This window comes from Variovorax sp. Root434, from assembly GCF_001426595.1.
Classification (GTDB): domain Bacteria; phylum Pseudomonadota; class Gammaproteobacteria; order Burkholderiales; family Burkholderiaceae_C; genus Variovorax.
On the sequence record NZ_LMEK01000003.1, the window covers coordinates 89734 to 111927 of the forward strand.

The 22194-nt window shown below is 68.3% G+C and carries 16 protein-coding genes; 9 read left to right on the forward strand and 7 right to left on the reverse strand.

Annotation, left to right across the window (positions count from 1 at the left end; genetic code table 11):
- Window position 1: 1 nt before the first annotated feature.
- The 3 genes from glgX to ASD05_RS05125 form a co-directional block, all read right to left on the reverse strand.
- A complete protein-coding gene (glgX, locus tag ASD05_RS05115) occupies window positions 2-2089 on the reverse strand; it encodes a glycogen debranching protein GlgX (RefSeq protein ID WP_056588609.1) in 2088 nt (695 codons plus the stop codon).
- Window positions 2090-2708: 619 nt separating this feature from the next.
- Window positions 2709-4886, reverse strand: a complete 2178-nt coding sequence (glgB, locus tag ASD05_RS05120) for a 1,4-alpha-glucan branching protein GlgB (protein WP_056588611.1) — start codon at window positions 4884-4886, stop codon at window positions 2709-2711.
- Between the two features lie 5 nt (window positions 4887-4891).
- A complete protein-coding gene (locus ASD05_RS05125) occupies window positions 4892-6556 on the reverse strand; it encodes an alpha-amylase family glycosyl hydrolase (protein WP_056588613.1) in 1665 nt (554 codons plus the stop codon).
- A 94-nt stretch (window positions 6557-6650) separates the two neighbouring features.
- On the opposite strand from ASD05_RS05125, the gene ASD05_RS05130 reads away from it, so the two are divergent.
- From ASD05_RS05130 to ASD05_RS29920, 3 genes are read left to right on the forward strand one after another with little or no spacing between them, the layout of a single operon-like run.
- Complete coding sequence (locus ASD05_RS05130; RefSeq protein WP_056588615.1) at window positions 6651-8108, forward strand: NAD(P)-binding domain-containing protein; 1458 nt, start codon at window positions 6651-6653, stop codon at window positions 8106-8108.
- On the forward strand, window positions 8105-8611 hold the full coding sequence (locus ASD05_RS29915) for a CMD domain protein (RefSeq protein ID WP_056588618.1): 507 nt from the start codon (window positions 8105-8107) through the stop codon (window positions 8609-8611). Before ASD05_RS05130 ends, ASD05_RS29915 begins: the two co-directional genes overlap by 4 nt.
- On the forward strand, window positions 8608-9204 hold the full coding sequence (locus tag ASD05_RS29920; protein WP_056588619.1) for a peroxidase-related enzyme: 597 nt from the start codon (window positions 8608-8610) through the stop codon (window positions 9202-9204). The genes ASD05_RS29915 and ASD05_RS29920 overlap by 4 nt, the downstream gene beginning before the upstream one ends.
- On the opposite strand, the gene ASD05_RS05145 is transcribed toward ASD05_RS29920, so the two are convergent.
- Complete coding sequence (locus ASD05_RS05145; protein ID WP_235507852.1) at window positions 9199-10299, reverse strand: NAD/NADP octopine/nopaline dehydrogenase family protein; 1101 nt, start codon at window positions 10297-10299, stop codon at window positions 9199-9201. The two genes, ASD05_RS29920 and ASD05_RS05145, sit on opposite strands and share 6 nt — an antisense overlap.
- A 93-nt stretch (window positions 10300-10392) precedes the next feature.
- Window positions 10393-11367 carry a Bug family tripartite tricarboxylate transporter substrate binding protein gene (locus ASD05_RS05150; RefSeq protein WP_056588622.1) on the reverse strand — a complete coding sequence of 325 codons (975 nt, stop codon included), beginning with the start codon at window positions 11365-11367 and terminating at the stop codon, window positions 10393-10395.
- A 105-nt stretch (window positions 11368-11472) separates the two neighbouring features.
- Here ASD05_RS05150 and leuS point away from each other — a divergent pair, with 105 nt between their 5' ends.
- The 6 genes from leuS (at window position 11473) to ASD05_RS05180 (ending at window position 20562) form a co-directional block, all read left to right on the forward strand.
- The gene (gene leuS, locus ASD05_RS05155; protein ID WP_056588623.1) at window positions 11473-14103 is read left to right on the forward strand and encodes a leucine--tRNA ligase; all 2631 of its coding nucleotides are present in this window, start codon (window positions 11473-11475) and stop codon (window positions 14101-14103) included.
- 15 nt (window positions 14104-14118) lie between these two features.
- On the forward strand, window positions 14119-14640 hold the full coding sequence (gene lptE, locus ASD05_RS05160; RefSeq protein ID WP_056588625.1) for an LPS assembly lipoprotein LptE: 522 nt from the start codon (window positions 14119-14121) through the stop codon (window positions 14638-14640).
- 31 nt (window positions 14641-14671) lie between these two features.
- Window positions 14672-15781 (forward strand): DNA polymerase III subunit delta, encoded by a 1110-nt coding sequence (gene holA / locus ASD05_RS05165; protein ID WP_056588627.1) that lies wholly within the window; start codon window positions 14672-14674, stop codon window positions 15779-15781.
- Window positions 15782-15804: 23 nt separating this feature from the next.
- The gene (locus tag ASD05_RS05170; RefSeq protein ID WP_200955386.1) at window positions 15805-17097 is read left to right on the forward strand and encodes a glutamate-5-semialdehyde dehydrogenase; all 1293 of its coding nucleotides are present in this window, start codon (window positions 15805-15807) and stop codon (window positions 17095-17097) included.
- Window positions 17098-17193: 96 nt separating this feature from the next.
- Window positions 17194-18513 (forward strand): glutamate--cysteine ligase, encoded by a 1320-nt coding sequence (gshA, locus tag ASD05_RS05175; protein ID WP_056588629.1) that lies wholly within the window; start codon window positions 17194-17196, stop codon window positions 18511-18513.
- A 180-nt stretch (window positions 18514-18693) separates the two neighbouring features.
- Entirely contained in the window at window positions 18694-20562 is a 1869-nt protein-coding gene (locus ASD05_RS05180) for a potassium transporter Kup (protein ID WP_056588631.1), read from the forward strand.
- A gap of 21 nt (window positions 20563-20583) precedes the next feature.
- Here the strand turns inward: ASD05_RS05180 and ASD05_RS05185 are convergent, their stop codons facing one another.
- Together ASD05_RS05185 and ASD05_RS05190 are read right to left on the reverse strand one after the other, a co-directional pair.
- Complete coding sequence (locus tag ASD05_RS05185; protein WP_056588633.1) at window positions 20584-21507, reverse strand: polysaccharide deacetylase family protein; 924 nt, start codon at window positions 21505-21507, stop codon at window positions 20584-20586.
- A gap of 10 nt (window positions 21508-21517) precedes the next feature.
- Window positions 21518-21946, reverse strand: coding sequence for a hypothetical protein (locus ASD05_RS05190; RefSeq protein ID WP_056588635.1), 429 nt, complete (start codon window positions 21944-21946; stop codon window positions 21518-21520).
- Window positions 21947-22194 lie beyond the last annotated feature (248 nt).

Below are 22194 nucleotides of genomic sequence, written 5' to 3' on the forward strand. Positions count from 1 at the left end.
CCTACGTTCTTGCGATCCCGATGCTTGAAAAAGGCACTTGCGCCGTGCCGCCGAGCGCCCGGCCCAACTCACCCGGATCGTCCTCGGGATCGGTGGACAGGCGCAGGCGCCACGCGCCCGCGGGCAGCCTGAAGGACACAGCCTGCGGGCCTGCGTTCACCAGCACCAGCCACGAGCCGCCGTCACCGGCGCCGGCGCCATCGCCGAAAAGGATTGCGAGTGCCGTGCCCGTGCGCCAGTCGTCGGCCGTCATCGGTTCGCCGTCGGGGCGCAGCCAGTGGATGCCCAGTGGCGTGCCCTGTAGCGTCTCGGCCGGCCACCAGCGGGTGCTGCGCAGGGCCGGGGCTTCGCGGCGCAGGGCGGCCAGGCGCGCCACGAAGGCGCTTGTGCGGGCCGCGTCGCTGTTGGGGGCGGAGGCGCCGATCCACGCGAGCCATGTGGTCTCGTTGTCCTGGCAGTAGGCGTTGTTGTTGCCCTGCTGGCTGTGGCCCAGCTCGTCGCCGGCCAGCAGCATGGGCGTGCCCTGTGACAGCATCAGCGTGGCGAGCAGCGCGCGCTGCAGGCGGCTGCGCAGGGCCAGCACGGCAGGGTCGTCGCTCGGGCCCTCGACGCCGCAGTTGTTGCTCATGTTGTGGCCGTGGCCGTCGCGGTTGTCCTCGCCGTTGGCGAGGTTGTGACGCTCGTTGTAGCTCACGAGGTCGCGCAGCGTGAAGCCGTCGTGCGCGGTGACGAAGTTGACGCTCGCGGTCGGCGCGCGGCCGTGATGGGCGAACTGCGTGCTGGAAGCGGTGAAGCGATGGGCGAAGTCGCCGAGGCTGGCCCTGTCGTCGTGCGCCTGCCGCAGCCAGAAGCCGCGCTGCGCGTCGCGGTAGCGGTCGTTCCATTCGAGCCAGCCCGACGGGAACTCGCCAAGGCGGTAGCCGCCGGGGCCGATGTCCCAGGGTTCGGCGATGAGGAGGGTGCGCGAGAGCACCGGGTCTTGCGCGATGGCGGCGAAGAAGGGCGCGCGTGGGTCGAAGCCGCGCTGCGCGTCGGCGCGCCCGAGCACGGGCGCGAGATCGAAGCGGAAGCCGTCGACACCCATCTCGCAGGCCCAGAAACGCAGGCTGTCCATCACCAGCTGCAGCACGCGCGGCTCGCCGAGGTTCAGGCAGTTGCCCGTGCCGGCCCAGTTCTCGTAGAGGGCGCGGTCGTCGGCGCGCAGGTGGTAGTACAGCGCGTTGTCGATGCCGCGCATCGAAAGCGTCGGGCCGAGCTCGTCGGTCTCGGCGCTGTGGTTGTAGACCACGTCGATCACCAGCTCCATGCCACGTGCGTGTATGGCGTCGGCCATCGCGCGGAACTCGCTGGCGGGCGTGGTGCCGGGGCGGCCGCTCCAGTAGCGGGCCTCGGGAGCGAACCAGCCGATGGTGGTGTAGCCCCAGTAGTTGCTCAGGCCCATGCGCAGCAGGCGTTGCTCGTCGGCGCGGTGCTGGACGGGCATGAGGCTCAGGGTGGTGACACCCAGGCGCTGGAGGTGGTCGAGCACGGCGGGCTCCGCGAGGCCGGCGTAGGTGCCCCGGAGTGCCGCGGGGACTGCGGGGTGGAGCTTGGTCTGGCCTTTGACGTGCAGCTCGCAGAGCACGCGCTCGCCGGCGGGGATGCGGGCGTGGCCGGATGCCGCTGCCGGACCGGCGGATTGCGCGACACGGGCCTTGAGCGCGACGGCTGCGTTGTCGCGGGTGTCCCTCTTGTCCGGGTTCGCGGGGTCGTGGCCCAGGAAGATGTCGCTGCCGTCGTAGCTGCCGACGATCTCGCGGGCGTAGGGGTCGAGCAGAAGCTTGGCGGGGTTGAAGCGCTGGCCCCCGTGCGGGTTCCAGGGGCCATGGACTCTGTAGCCGTAGATCAGGCCGGGCTTGCCGCTGGGCAGGTGGCCGTGCCAGATGCCGTCTGTGCATACCGGTAGGTTGAGGCGTTGCTGCTCGCTCTTGCCGGTGCTGTCGAAGATGCAGAGCTGTACTGCTTCTGCTGTTGGCGCTGCTATTGCGAAGTTGACTCCCTGTTGCGACGGTGTTGCGCCCAAGGGGAAGGGGGTGCCTGGGTTCAGCATGTTGCTGCCTCCGGCGGGTGGTTGCTTTCCGGGGCCGGGACTCGCCCCGGCGGGCGACCTACTTTTCTTTGCTTCGCCAAAGAAAAGTAGGCAAAAGAAAGGCGACCCCACTGTCTGCGACCCTCCGCTTCGCTACGGGCAACCTGCGGTGCTCGCGTTTCGCGGGGTCTCGCAGAACTCGCTTCGCTCAAACAGCTGCGAGCCCTGATCCGCGAAACGCTGCGCTCCCAGCCAGAGGGGAGGGGAGCCCTCCCGGGCCTTTGCTTCGCTCGGCCACCAAGCCACCGCAGGCGCTTTGCGCCTGCGGTGGTTGGTATTGGCTTTTGGTTTTGGTATTGGCTGTTCCGGAGCCGAGCGCAGCGACGGCGCGTTCCAAATCCCTTCTGGCTGCGCCGAGGAGCGCAGACGCAGGAGGGATCAGGGCCGCAGCTGTTTGAGCGAAGCGAGTTCTGCGGACCCCCTCCGGAGTCGAGCACCGCAGGTTGCCCGTAGCGAAGCGGAGGGACGCAGACAGTAGGGTCGCCTTTTCTTTGCTTACTTTCTTTTGGCGAAGCAAAAGAAAGTGAGTCGCCCGCCGGGGCGAGACCCGGCCCCGAAAAACAAACCAGTCCAAAGAACGTCAAGCCAACACCCACATCACAGTAGCCAGCGGCGGCACGCTGATCGAAACAGAGTCCGCCTTCCCATGCCAGGGCACAGGAGAACTCTCGACAACCTCGTTCCCCAAACCACTGCCCCCATAAATCGAGCCATCCGTATTGACAATCTCCCGATAGGAGCCAGCACAAGGAACCCCCAGCCGATACCCATGCCGAGGCACCGGCGTGAAGTTGCAGACCGCCACCACGAACGCTCCATCCCGCGCCCGCCGGACAAACGCAAACACCGATTGATCCGCATCGTCATGCACGATCCACTCGAACCCAGCGCCCTCATGGTCGAGCTCGTGCAGCGCAGGAAAGTGCCGATACACGTTGTTCAGGTCGCGCACCAGCCGCCGCACCCCTTGATGCGCCGCGTGCTCCAGCAGATGCCAGTCGAGGCTGCGGTCGGCATTCCACTCCGCGTATTGCGCAAACTCGCCTCCCATGAACAGCAGCTTCTTCCCCGGATACGCCCAGAGGTAGCCATACAGGTTGCGCAGGCCCGCGAATTTCTGCCACTCGTCGCCCGGCATCCGCCCGATCATCGAGCCCTTGCCGTGCACCACCTCGTCGTGCGACAGCGGCAGCACGAAGTTCTCGCTGTGCGCATACATCAGCCCGAAGGTGATCTGCTGGTGGTGATGCTTGCGGTAGACCGGATCGGTGCCTGCATACGCCAGCGTGTCGTTCATCCACCCCATGTTCCACTTGTAGTGAAAGCCCAGCCCGCCGTCTTCCGGCGGCCGGGTCACGCCGGGGAAGCTCGTCGATTCCTCTGCCACCGTCATGGCCCCGGGCCGCTCGATGCCCACCACGCGGTTCATGCGCCGCAGGAAGTCGATGGCCTCCAGGTTCTCGCGCCCGCCGAGCACGTTCGGCACCCACTCGCCGGCCTTGCGGCTGTAGTCGCGGTACAGCATCGAAGCCACCGCATCCACGCGCAGGCCGTCCACGCCGTAGCGCTCCAGCCAGTACAGCGCATTGCCGACGAGGTAGTTGCGCACCTCCGTGCGCGCGTAGTTGAAGATCAGCGTCTGCCAGTCGTTGTGAAAGCCTTCGCGCGGGTCGGCGTACTCGTACAGCGCAGTGCCGTCGAAGCGGCCGAGGCCGTGCGAATCGGTCGGGAAGTGCGCGGGCACCCAGTCGAGGATCACGCCCAGCCCTGCGGCATGCGCCGCCTCCACGAAGTGCCGGAAGTCGCCCGGCGTGCCGAAGCGCGAGGTGGGCGCATAGAGCCCGATCGGCTGGTAGCCCCATGAGCCGTCGAAGGGGTGTTCGCTGATCGGCAGCAACTCGATGTGCGTGAAGCCCATGTCGCGCGCGTAGGGCACCAGCGTGTCGGCCAGCTCGCGGTAGTCCAGCCATTCGTGGCCGTTGTTCTTGCGACGCCACGAGCCCAGGTGCACTTCGTAGATGCTGATCGGCGCGTGGCGCCCGTTCGCGGCGGCGCGGCCTTCGGGCAGCTTCACCGGCGCGGGCAGGGGCTGCACCACGCAGGCGGTGTCGGGCCGCAGCTGCGACGAGAACGCGAAGGGGTCGGCCTTGCGCAGCACCTCGCCCTGCGCGGACAGGATCTCGAACTCGTAGCTGTCGCCGATGGACACATGCGGCGCGAAGATCTCCCACACGCCGCACTCGCGGCGCAGCCGCATCATGTGGCGCCGGCCGTCCCAGTTGTTGAAGTTGCCCACCACCGACACGCGCCTTGCATTCGGGGCCCAGACGGCAAAGGCCACGCCCTTCACGCCGTCCATCTCGCGCAGGTGCGCACCCAGCCGTTCCCAGGGGCGCAGGTGCGTGCCCTCGGCCAGCAGCCACACGTCGGTTTCGCCGAGCACGAACGGAAAGCGGTAGGGGTCTTCGAGCCGCGAGGTGTGCGCCTCCCAGTCGACCTGGAACGAGTAGCCCATGCGGGCCTCCGCTGCCGGGACCAGCCCGCAGAACAAATCCGACTCCGGATGCCGTGCGAGGATGGCCAGCGGCCAGCCGGTGCGCGAGTGCAGCACGGCCACGCGCTGCGCGCCGGGCAGCAATGCGCGCACTTCCAGGCCTTCGGGCGTCTCGTGCGGGCCCAGCACGGCGAACGGGTCGCCATGCTCCGCGCGCATCAGCGCATGGACTTCGGATTCGGGCAGCGGCTTGGAGGAAGGCATGGTGCTCAGCTTCGTCCTTCGGCGGCGGGCGTGCCGAAGAAGACGCCATATGGCGCGAGCACCAGCATGCGCTTTCCGCCTTCGGCCTGCATGACGGCGCTCGGCGCGAGCGGATGTCCGACGAGAGGCATCAGGGCTTCGGTCAGCGGCATCGAAACCGGTTCGCTTCCGAGGTTGAAGACCGCCTGCAGCGACGAATGCCCGTCGCGCCGCTCGAAATGCAGCAGGGGCTCGGGCGCATCGATGAAGCGGATGCCGCCGGTGCGCAGCAGGGGCTGCGTACGGCGCCAGTGCAGCAGTGTGCGGCTGAAGGCGAGCATCGAATCGGGTTGCGCGGCCTGCCGTTCGACGGCCAGCGGCAGATGAGGGCCGTACACCGGCAGCCAGGGCGCGCCGGTGGTGAAGCCGCCGTTCGCCGTTTGAGCGGTCCACGGCATCGGCGTGCGGCAGCCGTCGCGGCCCTTGAACTCGGGCCAGAACGCGCGGCCGTACGGGTCCTGCAGCAACTCGAAGGGCACTTCGGCCTCGGGCAGGCCCAGTTCCTCGCCCTGGTAGATGCTGGCGCTGCCGCGCAGCGCGAGCAGCAGCGCCAGCCAGAGCCGGTCGCGCCGGGTGTCGGCCGGGCCGCCGTCGCTCCATCGCGTGGCGACGCGCGGCACGTCGTGGTTCGACACCGCCCAGCAACCCCAGCCGCCGGTGGGCGCCAGCGCGTCGTCGAGCGCCTCGACCTGGTGGCGCAAGTGGGCGGGGCGGTGGTCTGCCGTCAGCAGGCTGAAGCTGTAGGCCAGGTGCAGGCGCTTGCCGAGCTCGGTGTACTGCGCCATGACGGGCGGCGCGTTCTCGTCGCCGACCTCGCCCAGCGCCACCGCGCCGTAATCGTCGAGCAGGCGGCGCAGGCTTTCGAGGAAGGCCAAGTTCTCCATCTGGCTCTTGTCGTACAGGTGCTGCTGCATCGCGTAGGGGTTGTCGGCGCGCACCGTGCTGACTTCGTCGATCGACGCCAGCGAGGCCGGCGGGTTGTCGCGCAGCAGCGCGTCGTGAAACTGGTGGTTGCAGGCATCGAAGCGAAAGCCGTCCACGCCGCGCTCGCACCAGAAGCGCACCTCGCCCAGCAGGGCCTCCTGCACGGCGTCGCAATGGAAGTTGAGGTCGGGCTGCTCGGCCAGGAAGCTGTGCAGGTAGTACTGCCGCCGGCGCGAATCCCACTGCCAGGCCGAGCCGCCGAACACCGACAGCCAGTTGGTCGGCGGCGTGCCGTCGGCCTTGGGGTCGGCCCAGACGTACCAGTCGGCCTTGGGGTTGTCGCGGCTGCTGCGACTTTCGGCGAACCAGGCGTGCTGGTCGGAGGTGTGCGAAAGCACCTGGTCGATGATGAGCTTCAGGCCCAGCGCGTGCATGCGCGCCAGCATGGCGTCGAAGTCGGCCAGCGTGCCGAACAGCGGATCGACCGCGCGGTAGTCGGCCACGTCGTAGCCGAAGTCCTTCATCGGCGAACGGAAGAAGGGGGAAACCCAGACGGCATCGACGCCGAGGCTGGCCACGTGCTCGAGCCGGGACGTGATGCCCGGCAGGTCGCCGATGCCGTCGCCATCGCTGTCCATGAAGCTGCGCGGGTAGATCTGGTAGATCACCGCGCCGCGCCACCATTCGCTGTCGCTCTTCCTGCCCATGCCGGCCCCTGTGGTCTGAAAATCATTGTGGCACGCGAAATCCGGGCCACCCCGCGAAGCTTTCTACACTGGGCGTCGTTCCCCGCTCTTCAAGATGACATCAGATTCCGCTTCCTCCCTCGCCGCGCTCGAAGCGCGGCTCGCCCAGGACCTCGAATATCTCGGCTGGCCCGGCCGCAACTGGATGCCCGTCCGACAGGCCGGCGATGAATCCATGCTCGACGTGGCCATCATCGGCGGTGGCCAGGCCGGCCTGGCCGCCTCGGTCGCGCTGGCACAGCTGGGCATTCGCGCCGTGGTGTTCGACCGCTCGCCCGCGGGCAAGGAGGGCCCCTGGGCGACGACGGCGCGCATGGAGACGCTGCGCTCGCCCAAGGAACTCACCGGCCCTGCGCTCGGCCTGCCGTCGCTCACCTTCCGCGCCTGGTTCGAGGCCCAGTTCGGACTGGAGGCCTGGACGGCGATGGACAAGATCCCGCGCCTGCAGTGGATGGACTACCTGGTCTGGTACCGCCGCGTGATGGACGTGGACGTGCGCAACGACACCGCGGTGACCGGCATCCACCCGCTGCCCGATGCGACCGGCGTGCGGCTGGCCCTTCGCACGCCGCGGGGCGAACGCAGCGTGCTGGCGCGCCGCGTCGTCCTTGCGACCGGACGCGACGGTCTCGGCGGGCCGGCCGTTCCGGCTTTCGTCGACGCACTGCCGCGCTCGAAGTGGGCGCATTCCTCCGACGACATGGACTACGGCCGGCTCGAAGGCCTGCGCGTGGGCGTGGTCGGCGCGGGCTCCTCGGCCATGGACAGTGCGGCCACCGCGCTGGAGGCCGGCGCGCGCAGCGTCGAGCTGCTGATCCGCCGCGGCGACTTGCCGCGCGTCAACAAGGGCAAGGGTGCGGGTGTGCCGGGGCTCACGCAGGGGCACTACGATTTGCCCGACGAGCTCAAGTGGCGCATCCGCCACTACATCAACGTGGCGAACGTGCCGCCGCCGCACGGCAGCACGCTGCGGGTGTCGGGGCACACCAATGCCTTCTTCAACTTCGGCTGCCCGATCCTCGCCATCGAGCCGCGGGGCGAGGCCATGCGTGTGTCGACGCCGAAGGGGGTTTTCGAGTTCGACTTCCTGATCGTCTCGACCGGCTTCAAGGTCGACTGGCCGAACCGCCCGGAGTTCGCCGCCATCGCAGCCCACATCCGGACATGGAAAGACCGCTTCGAGCCCGCGCCCGGCGACGAAGACCAGGAACTGGCCGACTCGCCCGACCTCGGGCCCGCCTTCGAATTCCAGCAGCGCGTGCCGGGCGAATGCGCGGGGCTCGGGCGCATCCACTGCTTCTGCTACCCGGCTGCGCTGTCGCACGGTACGGTGTCGGGCGACATCCCGGCCATCAGCGATGGCGCCAGGCGGCTCGCGAGCGGCATCGCCAGCTTGTTCTACCGCGAAGACTTCGACCACCACTACGCCAACCTCGAGGCCTATGCCGAGCCGGAACTGTTCGGCGACGAATGGACGCCCGCGCTGCCGCCCCAAGAAAGAAACCGACCATGACAAGCACTCCCCACGATGTGATCGATGCCGCCGTCCCGCTGGCGCCGGACCACCCCCTCTGGGCGCTGCGGCGCCAGCGCGACAAGGTCGTTGCAGCCACGCAGGGCAGCTACGACGCGATGTTCTCGCCGGCCGTCGAAGGCCTGTCGGTAAGCGAGCGGCTTCTCGTGGCGCTGCATGCCTGCCGCGTGTCGAAGGCGCACAGCCTCGCCGCGCACTACCGCGACAGGTTGGCGGCCGAAGGCGCAGACGGCGACGTGATCGCTGCCGTGGATGCCGGCCGGCCCGTGGCCGATGCGCGCCTGCAGGCCGTGCTGGCCTTCACCGGCAAGCTGATCGAGCGCCCCATCGAGGGCGACAAGGCTGCCGTGCAGTCGCTGGCCGCGAGCGGCCTGTCGACGCCCGCCATCGTGGCGATGAGCCAGTTGATCGCATTCCTCTCGTACCAGATCCGCGTTGCCGCGGGCCTGAAGGCGCTGGTCGCCGTGGAGGCTGCGGCATGACGGCCCCGATCCGCATCAAGGGCTTCACCACCGAGGTGCTCAAATGGAAGCCGTGGCTCGACACGGTGAACGTCGACACCGCCACGCCGGCCCAGCTGGCCGCGCTCGACGAGATGAGCCCGCAGGCGCGCACTTCGCCGTACTTCCTGGTGCTGGCGCATCAGCCCGAGATACTGCTGCAGCGCTCCATCGCCTTCAACGCGATCATGTTCGCGCCGGGCGGCATGCCGCGCGCCGAGCGCGAGCTGGGCGCCACGGTGGAATCGCGCGTCAACGGCTGCGTGTACTGCGCCTCGGTGCATGCACAGCGCTTCGAGCAGCTGGCCAAGCGCAACGACGTGATCTCGCAGGTGTTCGAGGCGCCGGAAGGCGCCGGCACCACGGCGCGCGAGAAGGCCATCGTCGCGTTCTCGATCCGTCTCGGTGCCGAGCCGGACAAGGTCTCGGCCGACGACGTGCGCGGGTTGAAGGAAGCCGGGCTGACGGAGCAGGAGATTCTCGACCTGATCCATTCGGTTGCCCTGTTCGCCTGGGCCAACCGGCTGATGCTCAACCTCGGGGAGCCGATCTTCCCCGAAGCCGACGCGTCATAGCCGCTCGAGCAGCCCGGCGACGGTTTCGTTCGCCAGGCCCAGCGGTTCGAGCAGGTCGTTCTCGCGGCGGAAGTCGATGCCGTTGACCAGCGAGGCCGCATCCACGATGGTGCGGGTCGCGGGCGTCGGCACGCCGGCGATGGTGCCCAGCGCCTCGACGAACGCCAGGCCGTAGGGCATGTCCTCGGTCACGTAGCGGGTGTCGACCTGCGTGGGGCCGGGCGGACCGCCGCGCTTGGCGTGCAGCTCGGCGGCGATGTCCTCGAGCTTTTCCGACGCGGTGCCGAAGGAGCGCGCGAAATGCGCTTCGATGGGGCCGAGCTCGATGCCGAAAGCGGCGGCCACGGCGCGCCGCTCCCGGTCCAGCGCCTCGATCACTCGCGACACGCCGGGCGTCATGCAGTGGTACTGCGGCCAGTTCTCGGCGCGCTCGATGCGCGTCCAGTTGAACACCGCGAGCGGGCCGTGGGACTGCGGATTGACATTGGCCAGGGCGCTCGCGAGGGCGCTGCCGTCGGGGAAGAAGCCGTCGCCGAAGAGGGCGGTGCACAGCGCGACGGCCTCTTTCACCCGGGAGCCGGGCAGGGCGGAGACGCCGACCGCCTTGCGCCGCGTCATCACCCTGACCTGCGTGCCGGACTCGCGGCGCGCAGTCAGCACGGTCGTGCCGAAGCTGGCGACCGTGATCCGCCGGCCCGCGCGCGCAGCTGCCTCGTGCAGATAGAGCGACGACAGCGAGGCCATCGAGCTGACGATCACGGTCTGGCCGTCGCGCAGGAAGGGGAGCAGCGCATCCATCACGCGCCTGTGGCCGTTGACGGGGAGGGCGAGCAGCAGCACGTCGGAGGCGGCGCAGAGCCCGGCCGCGTCGTCGGCGACCTCGACCTTCACCGAGAACGACTGGATGCCGCCGGCTTCCAGCGGCCGAGTGCGCAGCGCGTCCGCGCCCCGGCCGCCCGGCGACCACACCGTGACGCCATGGCCCGCCTGCCGCAGCCACGCCGCGCTGGCCAGCGCGATCGCCCCGGCGCCCGCAATGCCGACGTGATACCGCTTCGCCACGACCGTCACAGGCGCATCCCCATTCGTGAACACCGTGGAACCGGCTTTGCCGGGCCACCGGTGTTGCCCCCGGCGAGGGGGTTGGCGAAGCGACACGAAGTGCGCGAAGCCTGGGGGAGAGCCAAGCTAGTCAACCTTGATTCCGCCTTGCTTGATCACTTTCGCCCAGCGCTGGCTGTCTTCCGCCACCACCTTGCCCAGCGCGGCCGGGCCGCCGCAGGTATTGACGGCGCCCAGCTGCGCAAAGCGCTGCTTCGTCTCCGGCAGGTTGCACACCTCGACCAGCGCCGCGGACAGCTTCTCGACGCTCGCCGCCGGCATGCGCGCCGGGGCCATCACACCGACCCAGACCGGCACTTCCATGCCCGGCAGGCCGGTGGCCTCGCCGATGGTCGGGGCCGTGCCCATGCCGGGCAGCGCCGCGTGGGAGAAGGTGCCCAGCACGCGCGCCTTGCCGCTGGCGACCATCGGCTCGATCGAGGCCACGCTGGTCACGATGGCCGCCACCTGCCCGCCCAGCAGGTCCGTCATGGCGGGCGCGGCGCCCCGGTAGGGCACGTGCAGCAGGTTCACGCCGCTCGCCTGCGCCAGCAGCGCCCCGGTCAGGTGTGACACGGTGCCATTGCCCGTCGAGGCGTAGGTAACCTGGCCCGGCCTGGCCTTGGCGTCGCGCAGCACGTCGGCCACGGTCTTGTAGGGGCTTTCGGTGCGCACGGACAGCGTCATCGGCGTGTCCGCCACCAGGGCCACCGGCACCAGCTCGTGCGCCGGGTCGTACGGGAGCTTGGCCTGCAGGTGGGGCGCGATGGTGATGGCGCCGCCCGTTGCCAGCAGCACCGTGGCCCCGTCCGTCGCCTTGGCCACCGCGTCGGCGGCCACGATGCCGCCGGCGCCGGCCTTGTTGTCGACGATGACGCTCTGGCCAAGCCTGTCGGTGAGCTTGGCGCCCAGGTAGCGGGCGATGACATCCTGGGCACCGCCGGTGGCGAAGGGCACGACGAGGCGCAGGGGCTTGTCGTTCTGCTGGGCCCACAGCGGCGTGGCGGCAAGGCCGGCGGCGGCCGCGAAGGACAGGGCGAGATGTTTCCAGAGCAATTTCATTGTGTCTTTCCGTCCGCGTGAGGCGGCAAGCTGGGGAGCGAGTCTAGTCCGGCGCGATAATCCGTCCTCCCCGGCCACCCCGCGCCGGGTCTTGCCGAACCCGTCATGAATCCCAGCTACAAACCCAGCGACGTCGAGTCCGCTGCCCAGGCGCAATGGAGCGCCGCCGATGCCTATCGCGTCACCGAGGACGCGAGCCGCAAGAAGTACTACGCCTGCTCGATGCTGCCGTACCCCAGCGGCAAGCTGCACATGGGCCACGTGCGCAACTACACGATCAACGACATGCTCACGCGCTACCTGCGCATGAGCGGCTACAACGTGCTGATGCCCATGGGCTGGGACGCCTTCGGCCTGCCGGCCGAGAACGCGGCGCTGAAGAACGGGGTGCCGCCGGCCAAGTGGACCTACGAGAACATCGACTACATGCGCGGCCAGCTCCAGGCCATGGGCCTGGCGATCGACTGGAGCCGCGAGATCGCCACCTGCGACCCGAGCTACTACAAGTGGAACCAGTGGCTGTTCCTGAAGATGCTCGAGAAGGGCATCGCCTACCGCAAGACCCAGGTCGTCAACTGGGACCCGGTCGACCAGACCGTGCTGGCCAACGAGCAGGTGATCGACGGCAAGGGCTGGCGCACCGGCGCCACGGTCGAGCGCCGCGAGATCCCGGGCTACTACCTGAAGATCAGCGACTACGCTGAAGAGCTGCTCGAACACACCCAGCACAAGCTGCCGGGCTGGCCCGAGCGCGTCAAGCTGATGCAGGAGAACTGGATCGGCAAGAGCGAGGGCCTGCGCTTCGCCTTCACGCATGACATCCATGGCGCCGACGGCAAGCTCATCCAGGACGGCCGCATGTACGTGTTCACCACGCGCGCCGACACCATCATGGGCGTGACCTTCTGCGCCGTCGCGCCCGAGCACCCGCTGGCCGCACACGCCGCCAGGCTCGATCCGAAGGTCGCGGCCTTCATCGAGGAGTGCAAGGCCGGCGGCACCACCGAGGCCGAGCTCGCCACGCAGGAGAAGAAGGGCGTGCCCACCGGCCTCACGGTGATGCATCCGATCACCGAGGAGCAGGTGCCGGTGTGGGTCGGCAACTACGTGCTCATGGGCTATGGCGACGGCGCCGTGATGGGCGTGCCCGCGCACGACGAGCGCGACTTCGCCTTCGCCAACAAGTACGGCATCGAGATCATCCAGGTCGTGCTGGTCGACGACGAGCCGCACTTCGACTATCACAAGTGGCAGGACTGGTACGCCGACAAGCAGCGCGGCGTGACCATCAACTCCGACAACTTCAGCGGCATGACCTACAAGGAGGCCGTGGCCGCCGTGGCGCACGCGCTGGGCCAGAAGGACCTGGGCGAGCTGCAGACCACCTGGCGCCTGCGCGACTGGGGCGTGAGCCGCCAGCGCTACTGGGGCACACCGATCCCGATCATCCATTGCGAAGAGCACGGCGCGGTGCCGGTCCCCGAGAAGGACCTGCCCGTGGTGCTGCCGACCGACTGCGTGCCCGACGGCTCGGGCAACCCGCTGAACAAGCACGAGGGCTTCCACGCCGGCGTGACCTGCCCCGTGTGCGGCAAGGCCGCGCGGCGCGAGACCGACACGATGGACACCTTCGTGGACAGCTCGTGGTACTTCATGCGCTACTGCGACCCGAAGAACGACGACGCCATGGTGGCCGGCGGCGCCGACTACTGGATGCCGATGGACCAGTACATCGGCGGCATCGAGCACGCGATTCTTCACCTGCTGTACGCGCGTTTCTGGACCAAGGTGATGCGCGACCTGGGCCTGGTGAAGGCCGACGAGCCCTTCAGCAAGCTGCTCACGCAGGGCATGGTGCTCAACCACATCTTCTACAAGCGCAACGAGAAGGGCGGCAAGGACTACTTCCCGCCCCTCGAAGTCACGGCGGTGCTCGACGCGCAGGGCCGCATCACCGGCGGCACGCTGGCCGACGGCACGAAGGTCGAGTACGGCGGCGTCGGCAAGATGGGCAAGAGCGAGCGCAACGGCGTCGACCCGCAGGACCTGATCGAGAAGTACGGCGCCGACACCGCGCGCCTGTACACCATGTTCACCGCGCCGCCCGAGGCCACGCTCGAGTGGAACGACGCGGCCGTCGAAGGCAGCTACCGCTTCCTGCGCCGCGTGTGGAACTTCGGTGTGGCGCAGGCGGATGTGGCGCCGGTCGCGATCGAGGGCCAGAGCTTCGGCAAGTCTGCCCAGGCGCTGCGCCGCGAGGTGCACACCGTGCTGCGCCAGGTCGACTACGACTACCAGCGCATGCAATACAACACCGTGGTGTCGGGCGCGATGAAGCTGCTCAACGCGCTGGAGGGCTTCAAGCCCGACGGCAGCACCGGTGACGCGGCCGCGCTGCGCGAGGGCTTCGGCATCCTGCTGCGCTGCCTCTACCCGGCCACGCCGCACATCGCCCAGCAGCTCTGGAACGAGCTCGGCTACGACAAGGACCTGGGTGGCCTGCTCGACGCGGCCTGGCCCACGGTCGATGTCGGCGCGCTGGTGCAGGACGAGATCGAACTGATGCTGCAGGTCAACGGGAAGCTGCGCGGCAAGCTCAGCGTGCCGGCCGGTGCGTCCAAGGACGAGATCGAGAAGCTCGCGCTCGCCTGCGACGACTTCGTCAACTTCGCCGAAGGCGCGCCGCCCAAGCGCGTGATCGTGGTTCCCGGCCGCCTGGTCAACGTGGTTCTCTGAACGACTCAAGCAAGCATGAACACTCGCAATGTCTCGCTGCCGCGCCGCGGCTTTCTTCTCGGGCTGACGGCGGCGGGCGCATCGCTCGGCCTGGCGGGCTGCGGCTTCGAGCTGCGCAAGGCGCCGGTCTTTGCGTTCAAGACGCTGTCGGTGTCGGGCAACTCGGCCATGATCAACCAGATCCGGCGCGAGCTGCGGGCCACCGGCTCGGTGACATTGGTGCCGGCCGACCAGTCCTCCACCGCCGACGTGGTGCTCGAGATCCTCGGCGAGGACCGCAACCGCTTCGTGATCTCGACCAATTCGGCCGGCCTCGTGCGCGAGTTGCAGCTGCAGCTGCGCGTGCGCTTCCGCCTGCGCACGCCGGGCGGCAAGGATCTGCTGCCGGCCTCCGAGGTTTCGCAGACGCGCGACCTGAGCTTCAACGAAACCAATGCGCTGGCCAAGGAAGGCGAGGCCGATCTGCTGTTCCGCGACATGCAGGCGGACATCGCGCAGCAGCTGATGCGCCGCCTGGCCGCCGTCAAGGAACTCTGAGGCCGCGCGCTCCGGCCTCCATTCGATTGCCATGCAACTCGCCAGCGCCCAGCTCGGGGCCCACCTGCAGAAGGGCCTGAAGCCGCTCTACACGATCCACGGCGACGAGCCGCTGCTCGCGCAGGAGGCGGCCGACGCCATCCGCGCCGCCGCGCGTGCGCAGGGCTACACCGAGCGCAGCTCGTACACCGCGGCCGGCGCGCACTTCGACTGGAGCGCGGTGCTTGCGGCCGGGGGCTCGCTCTCGCTGTTCGCCGACAAGCAGATCGTCGAGATCCGCATTCCCTCGGGCAAGCCCGGCAAGGACGGCAGCGCGGCGCTACAGCAGCTGGCCGAGGCTGCGCCGGGCAACGACAGCACGCTCACACTGGTCATGCTGCCGCGGCTGGACAAGGCCACCCGCACCGGCGCCTGGTTCTCGGCGCTCGAGAACAACGGCGCGAGCATCCAGGTCGACCCGATCGAGCGCAACGCGCTGCCGCAATGGATCGCGCAGCGCCTGGGCCAGCAGGGCCAGCGCGTGATGGCCGGCGACGAGGGCCAGCGCACGCTGCAGTTCTTCGCCGACCGCGTGGAGGGCAACCTGCTCGCCGCGCACCAGGAAATCCAGAAGCTCGCGCTGCTGCACCCGGCCGGCGAGCTGAGCTGGGAACAGGTCGAGGGTGCGGTCAACAACGTGGCGCGCTACGACGTGTTCAAGCTGTCCGAAGCGGTGCTGGCCGGCAACCCGCAGCGCGTGGCGCGCATGCTCGACGGCCTGCAGGCCGAGGGCGAGGCCGAGGTGCTGGTGCACTACACGATCGCGGAGGACATCCGTGCGCTCAAGCGCGTGAAAGACGCCATGGCCTCGGGGCGCCCGCTGCCGATGGCGCTGCGCGAGAACCGCATCTGGGGCCCGCGCGAGCGCGCCTTCGAGCGCGTGCTGCCGCGCCTGGACGACCGCATGCTGGCCCGGCTGCTGCGCGCGGCGCACGTGGTGGACGGCATCGTGAAGGGCCTGAAGCAGCCCGACTGGCCCGCCAGCGGCTGGCAGGCCCTGCAGCGGCTGGCGCTGATGTTGTGCCGCGCGTGCAGCAGCGCTCTTGCTCCCTCTCCCGGAGGGAGAGGGAACAACACGGAAGTTCTCGAAGTCCGGGGTTGATCCAAATACTGGAAAATGAGCGCATGAACGCGTTCAACGTCAGCGAGCACATGCAGACCCTCGGCCTGCAAGCCAAAACCGCCGCATTCCTCATGGCCCGTGCGGATGCAGCCACCAAAAACAAGGCCTTGAAGGCGCTGGCCCGGCGCCTGCGCGAAGCCGGCCCGGTGCTGGCCGTAGCCAACCAGAAGGACCTCGAGCGCGCCACGGCCGCCGGCCTCTCGGCGCCGATGGTGGACCGCCTCAAGCTCACGCCCAAGGTCATCGAGACCGTGGCGCTCGGCTGCGAGCAACTCGCCGGCATGGCCGACGTGATCGGCGAGATCATCGGCATGAAGCAGCAGCCCAGCGGCATCCGCGTGGGCCAGATGCGCGTGCCGATCGGCGTCTTCGGCATGATCTACGAGAGCCGCCCCAACGTGACCATCGAGGCCGCGAGCCTGGCCATCAAGAGCGGCAACGCCGCCATCCTGCGCGGCGGCTCGGAAGCCATCGAGTCGAACAAGGCGCTGGCGCTGCTGGTGTCCGAGGCGCTGGCCGAAGCCGGCCTGCCGGTCGATGCGGTGCAACTGGTGCAGACCACCGACCGCGAAGCCGTCGGCCAGCTGATCGCCATGCCCGAGTTCGTCGACGTGATCATTCCGCGCGGCGGCAAGGGCCTGATCGAGCGCATCAGCCGCGACGCCAAGGTGCCGGTCATCAAGCACCTGGACGGCAACTGCCACGTCTACGTGGACGACACGGCCGAGTTCGACATGGCGCTGCGCATCGTCGACAACGCCAAGACCCAGAAGTACAGCCCCTGCAATGCCGCCGAAGGCCTGCTGGTGTCGGCCTCGGTGGCCGACGACTTCCTGCCCGAGATCGCCGCGATCTTCGCGGCCAAGGGCGTGGAAATGCGCTGCGACCCCGCCGCCGCCGCCATCCTGCGCGCCGACGGTGCGATCGATCCGAAAGCCAGGGTGGTCGATGCGGTCGAATCCGACTGGTCCGAGGAATACCTCGCCGCCGTCATCAGCATCAAGGTGGTGGCCGGCGTGGACGAGGCGATTGCGCACATCAACCGCTATTCGAGCCACCACACCGACGCCATCGTTACGCGCGACCACGTGCATGCGCAGCGCTTCCTGCGCGAGGTCGATTCGGCCAGCGTGATGGTCAATGCGAGCACACGCTTCGCGGACGGTTTCGAGTTCGGGCTGGGCGCCGAAATCGGCATCAGCACCGACAAGTTCCATGCGCGCGGACCGGTGGGGATCGAAGGGCTGACCTCGCTCAAGTACGTGGTGCTGGGCCAGGGCGAAGTGCGGACCTGATGCGCGCCGCTCTCGTGGTCTTGTCTTCGGGATGGGCACCCCCAATTCCTACAATTCCGCTCTACCTTTAAGCACAAAACCAACAAGGCCGCCCGCATGGTTCCGCATCTCGTCACCGCCCTGACCGGCCCGATCAACGAACTGGAGCAGCGGGTGCTCGACTCGATGCCTGCCATCGAGCGCTGGTTCCGGCTCGAGTGGATGGAGCACACGCCGCCGTTCTACAGCGCCGTCGACATCCGCAACGCCGGCTTCAAGCTGGCCCCGGTCGACACCAACCTGTTCCCGGGCGGCTGGAACAACCTCACCAAGGAAATGCTGCCGCTGGCGGTGCAGGCCGCGCAGGCGGCCATCGAGAAGATCTGTCCGGAAGCGCGCAACCTGCTCGTCATTCCGGAAAATCACTCCAAGAACACCTTTTATCTCGCCAACGTCGCGCAACTGGTGCGCATCTTCCATATGGCGGGGCTCAATGTGCGCATCGGGTCCATCGACCCCGCCATCAAGACTTCCAAGAAGATCGAACTGCCCAACGGCGACACCGTGACGCTCGAACCGGTGGTGCGCAGCAAGCGCCGCCTGGGGCTGAAGAACTTCGATCCCTGCACAATTCTGCTCAACAACGAGCTTTCTGCGGGAACGCCCGGCATCCTCGAGGACTTGCACGAGCAGTATTTGCTGCCGCCGCTGCATGCAGGCTGGTCGGTGCGCCGCAAGAGCAACCACCTGCACAGCTACGAGGAGCTGTCCAAGCGCTTCGGCAAGCTGCTGGGCATCGACCCCTGGCTCATCAACCCGATCTATGCGCGTGCCGAAGGCGTGGACGTGGCCGAGGGCCGCGGCATCGACGTGCTGACCAGCCATGTGGACGCGGTGCTGACCAAGGTGCGCCGCAAGTACAAGGAATACGGCATCAACGAGAAGCCATTCGTGGTCGTGAAGGGCGGCCACAGCGGCAGCGGCAGTCCGGGCGTGGTGACGGTGCGCGATGCCAAGGACGTGGAGGCGCTGATCGGCAAGCCCCGCGCTGCGGCCGGCATTCCCGCCACCAAGCCGGGCGCCAGCCGCGATCTGCGCGACCCCACCGAGCTGATCGTGCAGGAAGGCGTGCTGACCAACGAGCGCGTGCACAACGGCGTGGCCGAACCGGTGGTCTACATGATGGATCGCTACGTGGTCGGCGGCTTCTACCGCGTGCATGCCGAGCGCGCCGCCGACGAAAACCTGAAGCTGCCGGGCGCGAGCTTCGTGCCGCTGGCGTTCTCTGAAAGTGCGCACTTGCCTCAGCCCGGCGCCAAGCCCGGCGCCAGCGCCCCGAACCGCTTCTACATGTACGGCGTGGTCGGCCGGCTGGCCATGGTGGCCGCCAGCTACGAAATGGAAGCGACCGATCCGGACGCCGAAATCTACGAATGATTTCCCGGGGTGGCTGGCGGCGGCTTGCGCCGGTCGCAAGCAGCGGCAAAATAGCGGCCCCACAGCAACGGAAACAAAAGGGCGGGAGGGGTGACAATGGTGAACTAAAGTTCCCCCGTGTCGCACCCCGGCGTGTCTGACGCGTCGATTCCAGCAGCCTGTCCTTTTCCCATCGACCTCGTGTCAGCCCCCAAAAATCTCTCAGCCGGCCTGATCGTCGGCGCCATCGGCGTCGTCTATGGCGACATCGGCACCAGCGTGCTGTATGCCGTCAAGGAAGTGTTCGGCCACGGCCACGTGCCGTTCACCGTCGGGAACGTCTACGGCATCCTCTCGATGTTCTTCTGGACGCTCACCGTCATCGTCTCCATCAAGTACGTCGTGCTCGTGCTGCGTGCCGACAACGAAGGCGAGGGCGGCCTCGTCGCCATGCTCGCGCTGGCCTCCCGCGCGGTGGCCGACAAGCCCAGGCTGCGCCACGTGCTGCTGGTGGTCGGCATCTTCGGCACCTCGCTTTTCTATGGCGACGGGGTCATCACCCCGGCCATCTCGGTGCTCTCGGCGGTCGAGGGCTTGGAGGTGGTGTCGCCGCACTTCACGCACTACGTCATTCCGCTCACGCTGGTCGTGCTGTTCTGCCTGTTCGTGGTGCAGAAGCGCGGCACGGCAGGCATCGGCAAGTTCTTCGGGCCGATCACGCTGACCTGGTTCATCGCGATCGCGGTGCTGGGCGTGTCCCAGATCCTGCACCACCCCGAGATCCTGAAGGCGCTGAATCCGTACTACGCGCTGAAGTTCATGTGGGACAACCCCGGCACCAGCTTCATCCTGCTGGGCGCCACCGTGCTGTGCGTGACCGGCGCCGAGGCGCTGTACGCCGACCTGGGGCACTTCGGCAAGAGCCCGATCCGCATCGCGTGGTTCTCGGTGGTGATGCCGGCGCTCACGCTCAACTACTTCGGCCAGGGCGCACTGCTGCTGGAGAACCCCGAGGCGGTGAAGAACCCGTTCTTCATGATGGCGCCCGAATGGGCGCTCATCCCGCTGGTGCTGCTGGCCACCGCGGCCACGGTGATCGCGTCGCAGGCCCTCATCACGGGTGCCTTCAGCGTCACGCGCCAGGTCATCCAGCTGGGCTACCTGCCGCGCCTGAACATCGAGCACACCAGCGTGCGCACGGCGGGCCAGATCTACATTCCGCTGGTCAACTGGGGCCTGTTCGTGGCCATCGTGCTGGCGGTGGTCATGTTCCGTTCGTCGAGCAGCCTGGCCGCGGCCTACGGCATCGCCGTGACCACCGACATGCTGATCACCACGGTGCTGACCTTCTTCGTGATCCGCTATGCGTGGAAGCTGCCGCTGGCGCTGTGCATCGCGTCGACCGCGGTCTTCTTCGTCGTCGACTTCCTGTTCTTCGCGTCGAACCTGCTCAAGCTGTTCGAAGGCGGCTGGTTCCCGCTGCTGATCGGCGGCTTCGTCTTCACGCTGATGATCACGTGGAAGGAAGGCCGCCGCCTGATGGGCGAGGCGCAGCATGCCGACGCGATCGACCTGAAGTCCTTTCTCGGCTCGGTGTTCGTGAGCCCGCCGGCGCGCGTGGACGGCACGGCGGTGTTCCTCACGGCCGAGCCGGGCACCGTGCCCAATGCGCTGCTGCACAACCTGAAGCACAACAAGGTGCTGCACGAGCAGAACATGTTCGTGACCGTGCGCAACCACGAGGTGCCATGGATCCCGATGGACAAGCGCATCGAGATCGAGGCGCTCGGCCACCACTGCTGGCAGATCATGGTGCACTACGGCTTCAAGAACGACATCGACCTGCCGCGCGCGCTCGAAAACGCGCGCATGCGCGGCTGCCAGCTGGAGCAGATGACGACCAGCTACTTCCTGTCGCGCGACGTGGTGATCCCCACGCTGGGCAGCGGCATGGCGCCGTGGCGCGAGAAGCTGTTCGCGCAGATGCACCACAACGCGAGCGGGGCGGCGGCGTTCCTGGGGCTGCCGAACAACGCGGTGGTGGAGCTGGGGTCGAAGATCGAGATCTGAGGAGGCCTGGCGCGGTGCGCCTCAGCCGAATTCCCCGGGCTGCTCCCTCTCGAGCTTCGCCACATGCGAGGCGATCGCGCCCGGCGTGGTGAACCAGACATCGCCCCGGTCGCGCGCCTGCGCCAGGCGCGCGAGCGCGGTGCGCAGGTGCCTCAGCCGATAGGGCTGCCCGACGATGTAGGGATGCAGCGCCAGGCCCATCACCAGCGGCTGCGCGCGCGACTGGTCGAGCATTTCCTCGAAGTTGTCGACCACCATGGCGCTGAAGTCCCTCGCGTCCATCAGGCGGCCGACGATCATCGGGATGTCGTTGAGCTCCTGCGGGTACGGCACCGACCACAGCGAACCGCCGCCGCGCGTGCGCATGCGCAGCGGCTGGTCGTCGTGGCACCAGTTGAGGGTGTAGCCGTAGCCGGTCTCGGCCAGCAGGTCGGGCGTGAGGATGCTTTCGGAGATCCACGGCGAGAGCCAGCCGACGGGCGCCTGCCCGCTTTCGCGCAGCATGCGTTCGCGGCAGCGCAGCAGCAGTGCGCGCTCGTGCTCTTCGTCGAGCACGCCCTGGCGCTCGGCATTGCTGTGGCCGTGGCCGATCAGTTCGTCGCCGCGCGCCACCAGCGCCTGGATCAGCTCGGGGCAGTGGTCGTACAGCGCGGTGTTGACCAGCGCGCCGGTGGGCAGCGCGAGCGCGTCGAACAGTTCGAGGCAGCGCCACGCACCGACGCGGTTGCCGTACTCGCGCCAGCCGTGGTTGAGCACGTCGGGCTGCGGCGAGGCCGGGCCGATGCATGCGCCCAGCCCGTCGCCGAAGGCGAAGTGCTCGACGTTGAAGCCGATGTACACCGCCAGCCGCGCGCCGTTCGGCCAGACATAGTCGGGCCGCCGCGTGATGGGCCGGTAGTCGAAGCGATCGTGCGTGGGGAGCCGGTCGGGCCAGCGCGTCGTCATGCCGCTGGCCTCACAGCACGGCGAGGCCGGCGCGCACCAGCAGCCATTCGGCGCTGTCGTTCCAGACGTCCATCTGCACGATCAGGCCGTGGCGCACCACATAACGGTCGACATAGCGATTGCCTTCGAAGGCCGTGCCGTCGGGCCATGCACCGTAGAGCGTGCCCAGGCTGTAGACCACCGTTTCCTCGGGCGTGCCGCCGGCCACCGTTTCGGTGCGCTCGATCTTCTTCTTGACCCATGCATAGCGCTTCGCGTTGAAGGCCGAGGTGTCGCCGGGCGCCTTCATCGGGCGGTTGCCGGTGAAACGGATGCGGACGTCGGGCGCGGTGAAGCGGGAGGCCGACTGCGGGTCCGGGATCATCACCAGGCGAAGGAATTCGTCGACCACGGCGGTGGGATCGGGCGCGGGGCTGCCCTGCGAAACGGATGTCTCCACGAGGTTCTCCGGTAGTTGTCGGAGCCGGATTCATGCAATTCCCGTGCCGGATGGTTGACGTTACGAGGTTGGAATTGTTGACAATCCTGCAACTGCGGGCTCCCGGCACAATCGTCCGATGCCGTTGCGCGGCCAGGTCGGCTGCTGCGGGTTCAAGAGGGGAAAAGGCCCCCGCCGGCAAGGACATCGCCGCTTCCGGCAACATCGCGCCCGATACCTCATGCCACTGGCCACCGCGCCCCGGCACC